Consider the following 5,310-nt stretch of genomic DNA (forward strand, 5'->3'; position numbering starts at 1 on the left):
GGAACTGGCGGCTCTGGACGCGCAGGGGCAGGCGGCGTCCGCCACGGCCAGCGCGGCACGGGCGGAATCCGCAGCCACCAGCGCCGATGCGACCCTGACCGGAGTGCAGCAGCTGCACGGAGAAGTGGCCCAGGCCGTGGCGGATGCCCGGCAGGACGTGCTGGCCTCCGCCGCGTTCGTGCCCATCGGAGCCATTCTGGACTTTCCCGTGAATACGGTGCCGGTGGGGTTTGTGGTCTGCGCCGGGCAGGTGGTGACGCGGGCGGCGTATCCGGACCTGGTCACCTACCTGACCGGGGGCACGGTGGCCCTTTCCGCCACCCTGCCCGATCTGCGCGGCGAATTCCGGCGCGGGGCCGACCTTGGGCGCGGCGTGGATGCCGGGCGCGCGGTGGGCAGCTTTCAGGCGGACACCCTGAAGGCGCACACGCATGCGTATTCGCGGTTCATCGCCTCTGCCTCCCTGCAGCGCGGGGCCGGGTCCGTCAACACGGGCGGCTACGATACTCCGGAAACATCCGCCACCGGAGACACGGAAACCCGCCCCCGCAACATCGCCGTGGTGACGTGCATCAAGGCGTACCACGCGCCCGGCACCGCCGTGCCGGTGGACGTGGCGGGGGTGATGGGCAGGCTGGATGCCATGGCGGCGGTTGTCAGCCCCAACGTGGGGCGGTTCTGCACCGTGTACCCGAACAACAGCACCCAGCAGTCGTTTCCGGCGAATGCGACGACCGTGGTGTCGAACAACGGGGCGCAGGCCAGCATCGGGGAGAACTGGCCGGGTGCCGGTGACGGCTCCCTGTCCATCGTCATTCCGGAGGACGGCGTGTACGAACTGACGGCAGTGGTTGCGCTTTACAGCGGTGCCGCGTCGTCCGTCGCGTGGGGGTGGATTACCGTTAACGGGGTCAACGTTCTGGAATCGGTGGACTACTGCCAGATGGTCATACAGGACGCCCTGCAACTGCGGGCTGTGCGGCAACTGACCGCCGGGGCGGTGGTACGGGTGACCGTGAGGCCGAGCACGCTGGCCGCTGGCGGTGCGGCGGCGGCGAACAATCTGACCGTGATGCGCGTGAGGTAGGACGATGCACAACGAACGCATGCACGAGGCCTTGTGCCGCCTGTACCCCGATGCCCCCGAAGGCGCGTGGGAACTGGCGTGCGGCCCGGAAACGGATTGGGACGTGACCATTGTGGCCTGGGGGCTGGAGGCGGCGGCGCCGACGCAGGCTGCGCTGGACGCGGAATACGCGGCGCTGGCGCAGGAGGGGGCGGGCCCGCGCGCGCCCGAACCGGAAGCGCTGGACCTGAATGCCATCACCTATGCCGAGGCCGATGCCATCATTCGCGCCGAAAGCGTGGAGGATTTGCGGCTGGCAATGCTGGACGTGCTGGGGCTGTAGGGGCGGGGACGGCGGACGAGGACAAGAGGCAGCGGAGGACATGGAACAGCGGAGTGCAAGGGCACGGCACCGCCGTGGATGATGGATGCGGGCGGTGATGCACGGTGCGTGTGGCGCGAGTGGCGTGGAATGACAAGGCCCCCGGCGTGTGCCGGGGGCCTTGTGTCTTTTCATTATGGGAGTGGTCTCCGTCCGTCGCCGTATGCCATCGTCCGGGAGCGTCCCCAGATGCCTCCGGATGCCGCGCGCTCACCCGCGCCCGCAGCCGCAGATCACGCAGGTCCGCCTACTTCATGGAATCCATCAGCCGCCGCAGGGCGGCTGCCTGGGCCGAAAGCTCGGCGATGGCGGTTTCCGCCTCGGACATGCGCATGGCCGTGGAGCCGGATATTTCGTTCACCTCGGCGATGATGCGGTTCAGTTCATCGCCGGTGGCGGCCTGTTGTTCGGCGGCGGTGGCGATGGAGTTCACCTGGTCGGATGCCTGCTGCACCGCGTGCACGATTTCCTGCAGCATGCCGCCCGCCTCGTTGGCCAGGGCCTGACTGTCGGTCACGCCGCGCACGGCAACGTCCGTGGCTTCCGCGCTGCGCCGGGCCGATTGCTGAATGCCCCCGATGGCCGCCTCCACCTCGCGGGTGGCGTTCATGGTCTTTTCCGCCAGCTTGCGCACCTCGTCGGCGACAACGGCAAAGCCGCGCCCGGCATCCCCGGCGCGGGCCGCCTCGATGGCCGCGTTCAGGGCCAGCAGGTTGGTCTGGTCGGCAATGTCGCTGATGACCCCCAGCACGTTGCCGATGTCGCTGGCCTGGGTGCCCAGTTTTTCCATTTCGCTGCGCAGTTCGCGCGAATGGCTGCCCAGCCCTTCGATGGCGGCGGCCACCTTTTCCACGATGTCCGCGCCCTGCTTGGCCCTTTCGGACATTTCCGCCGTGGTGCGGTTGGTGTCCGAGGCGTTGCGGGCCACCTCTCGTACCGTTGCGGCCATTTCGTCCATGGCGGTGGCCGATTCGGAACTGCGCTGCAACTGCCTGTCGGCCCCGCGCGCGGCCTCGCCCACCCGGTCGGAAAGCTGGCTGGCGGCATCGGCCACGGTGGTGGCAATGGCGTCGGCATCGCGGGCCACCCCGGCAATGCGTTCGCTGCGTTCCAGCGCTTCCAGTTCGCCGCGCTTCACGGCGGTGATGTCCTGGCGGATTTCCATGTACCCCACCAGCGTGCCGTCGGGCTTGCGCACCGTGGCCGCGCGGGAATGGAAGTAGCGCGTCTCGCCGCCTGTCTGCCGGGTGAAGTCCAGTTGGGTTTCGGCCTCGCTGGTGCGGGCCAGACGGTCGATGGGTGGCTCCGCGCCGTACACGTCCGCCCCCTGGTAGCTACCCAGCGGCTTGCCTATCAGGTCGTCTTCCGCATGGCCCAGCAGGGCGCAGGCGGCGCTGTTCAGGGCGCGGATGTTGCGGCGCGGCCCGGTGACGATGATGGGATCGGGCACGCGGTTGATGATGGCCCGGTTGTAGGCCACCCGTTCGCGGATGGCGTCCACCATGTGGGTGATGGTTTCATGCAGCTGGCCCATTTCCGCCGTGAAGCGGAAGGAGCTCTTGTATTCGAAGTCGCCATCCGCGATGCGTCTGCCAAAGTCGGTCAGGGCCGCCAACGGGGCCTGAATGGTGCGGTACAGCCCCACGGCCAGCAGGCCGCCCAGCAGCACGGTCAAAGAGAACGCCACGGCCGCGCCGGTGCGCAGCATGGACCCGGTGTCGTTGGTTTCTTCCGCGTGTTCACGGGTGGCCTCGATGGTGGCCTTGGTTAACTCGTCGATGGCCTGCTCCAGCTTGTGGGCCTGTTCGCGCCCGGTGTCGAAGCGGATGTTGGCCTGCTCGGCGGAAAGCCCGGCAGCGGGGGCCTCACGGGTCAGACTGGAGAAGGCGGACAGATACGGCCCGCTCAGCGAGCGGATGGCGGCCACCTGCTGCAACAGGTTGGTCAGTTCCGGAATGGTGCGCAGCTTGCGTTCGGCGGCATCGGTGTGGGCGGCAAGGTCTGCGGCGGCCTTTTCGTGCCGGGGCAGGTAGCCGCGCAGCCGTTCTGCATTGGCGATGTTGAGCAGGGTGTCCTTTTCGTAGCGGCGCAGTTGGCTCACATCGTGCTGCATGGCGTACACGGTCTCTTCCAGTTCCACGTGCTTGGAGACCAGTTCGTCCACAAGCATGTTGATGTTGCCGAGGGCCAATACCATGGCCACGCCCATGACCAGGTTGAGCAGGGTGAGCGTGCCGAGGCCGTAGATGAGTTTTTGGCGTATGGTCATCGGGCGGTCCCCCCAGGGATGGTTGCAGGTGTCCGTGTGTGGTGCGTGCGGGATGGGCAGGTGGTGGGCAGGTAACGGGCACCATACGTGCGTACAGGACTTTTTCGGTCAACTAGGACACAACTTTAGCCGATGCGCAAGGATTCTTCATGACGGGGCACGAAAAAGGCCCGGCGGTTTTCGCCGGGCCTTTCTGATGGTTCTGGGCATTCCGCCCGTTCGTGCCCGTTCCGGAAATGGGGCGCCGGGCGGCAAGGGGTGTGCGTCAGCTCCATTCCAGCAGGCGGCGCTGGCCGGTCAGGGCGCGGATGTCCGTGACGTCCTGCGACACTTCCAGGCAGCCAAGATAGGTGGAGTCGGTGTCGCGCACCGCAAAGTAGCGGATGTGCAGGAAGCGCCCGCCAAGCTCTATCCAGAATTCCGCCGTGTCCCGCTCGCCAGCCTTGAACTTGGCCAGGATGTCCTCGACCATGTGCACGGATTTCGGCGGGTGGCAGTTGCGCACGTTGCGCCCGATAACCGCCGCGCTGCGCGGAAAGATGCGGTGCGGCACGTCGGAATAGTAGGCCACCCGGTCGTCGGCATCCACGAAGCTGAGGTCCACCGGCAGGCTGCGCAGCATCTGGTTGAGCACGTTGGGGGCCAGCGCGCCGGTGTCCAGTTGCACCAGTTGCGCGGAACTGGCGGCGCGCGTCCGGTCAGCCGTGTCCGTCAGGCCCGCCAGGTCGGTCGCCTGCGGCGTCCATTCGTCACCGGGCGTCACCCACGCGTAGCCTATTTCGTCCTCGCCGTGGCGCACCCGCGCCCACTGGGCTTCGGTCAGCGATTCCAGGGCCATGGGGAAGAGCACCTTCTCTTCCTTGTAGACCATGTCCTTCACGGCCTCGGCCGCGTCGCGCGCGGCCAGCGCGGCTGCCGTGGCGGCCAGGTTTTCCATGGCCGCGCGGGCGGTCTTGAACAGCGCGCGGATGTCGTCGTGCACTTCCCACATGACCTTGGGCGGGGCCTCTATGCCGTTTTCCTCCAGCAGGGGGAACAGCTGGTTTTCCTTGCGGGTGTAGTGCACCTCGATATGGGCCAGGTCTTCCAGCAGTTCCTTTACGTAGCGGCTGCTGAAAGACCAGGCCATCTCGTCGATGGGCGAGGTGCGGTCACCGGGGGTGCGGTGCATGCGGTCCACCTGCGAGATGATCTCGTCGGCCACTTCCATGGCCCTGGCGTTTTCGTCCATGTAGGTGCGCACCGGGTGTCCGGCGGGCGCGGAAACCGCAGGGGCCTCGTCCAGCGCGCCCTTGAACAGGTCCACATGCAGCGAGCACAGGCGCTTTATCTCGGCCTCCGGCAGGCCCTCGGCCACCATGGCCTGTTCCAGCCGGGCGATGTCCCCGCCGGAAATGTCGCCCACTGCGGCGGCAAAGCGGGCCTTCAGCGTTGCCGGGTCTGCACCGGCGTGCAGTTCGCGGATGAGTTCCTTCAGGGTGTCCATGCGCGCGGCGGCGGAAAGGGGCGATCCGGACGCGGGCGCCTGCCCGGCATCGCACGGGGTGCCGCAGGTGGTGGCGCAGGGCGATGCCCCGGTCTCGGCAGCGGGTT

The 5,310-nt window shown here is 67.6% G+C and carries 4 protein-coding genes; 2 read left to right on the plus strand and 2 right to left on the minus strand.

From position 1 onward, the window contains the following. Together FVW27_RS07065 and FVW27_RS07070 are read left to right on the plus strand one after the other, a co-directional pair. Positions 1 to 1,087, plus strand: a 1,087-nt coding sequence (locus FVW27_RS07065; RefSeq protein WP_167123899.1) for a tail fiber protein, incomplete at its 5' end; no start/stop codon positions are given. 4 nt (positions 1,088 to 1,091) lie between these two features. Continuing rightward, a complete protein-coding gene (locus FVW27_RS07070) occupies positions 1,092 to 1,409 on the plus strand; it encodes an XkdW family protein (RefSeq protein ID WP_167123901.1) in 318 nt (105 codons plus the stop codon). Between the two features lie 286 nt (positions 1,410 to 1,695). Here the strand turns inward: FVW27_RS07070 and FVW27_RS07075 are convergent, their stop codons facing one another. Together FVW27_RS07075 and FVW27_RS07080 are read right to left on the minus strand one after the other, a co-directional pair. Then, the gene (locus FVW27_RS07075; RefSeq protein WP_167123903.1) at positions 1,696 to 3,717 is read right to left on the minus strand and encodes a methyl-accepting chemotaxis protein; all 2,022 of its coding nucleotides are present in this window, start codon (positions 3,715 to 3,717) and stop codon (positions 1,696 to 1,698) included. Between the two features lie 265 nt (positions 3,718 to 3,982). Beyond that, on the minus strand, positions 3,983 to 5,310 hold a 1,328-nt coding region (locus FVW27_RS07080), incomplete at its 5' end, for a DUF438 domain-containing protein (RefSeq protein ID WP_167123904.1).

Source organism: Nitratidesulfovibrio liaohensis (assembly GCF_011682075.1).
Taxonomy (GTDB): Bacteria; Desulfobacterota; Desulfovibrionia; order Desulfovibrionales; family Desulfovibrionaceae; genus Cupidesulfovibrio; species Cupidesulfovibrio liaohensis.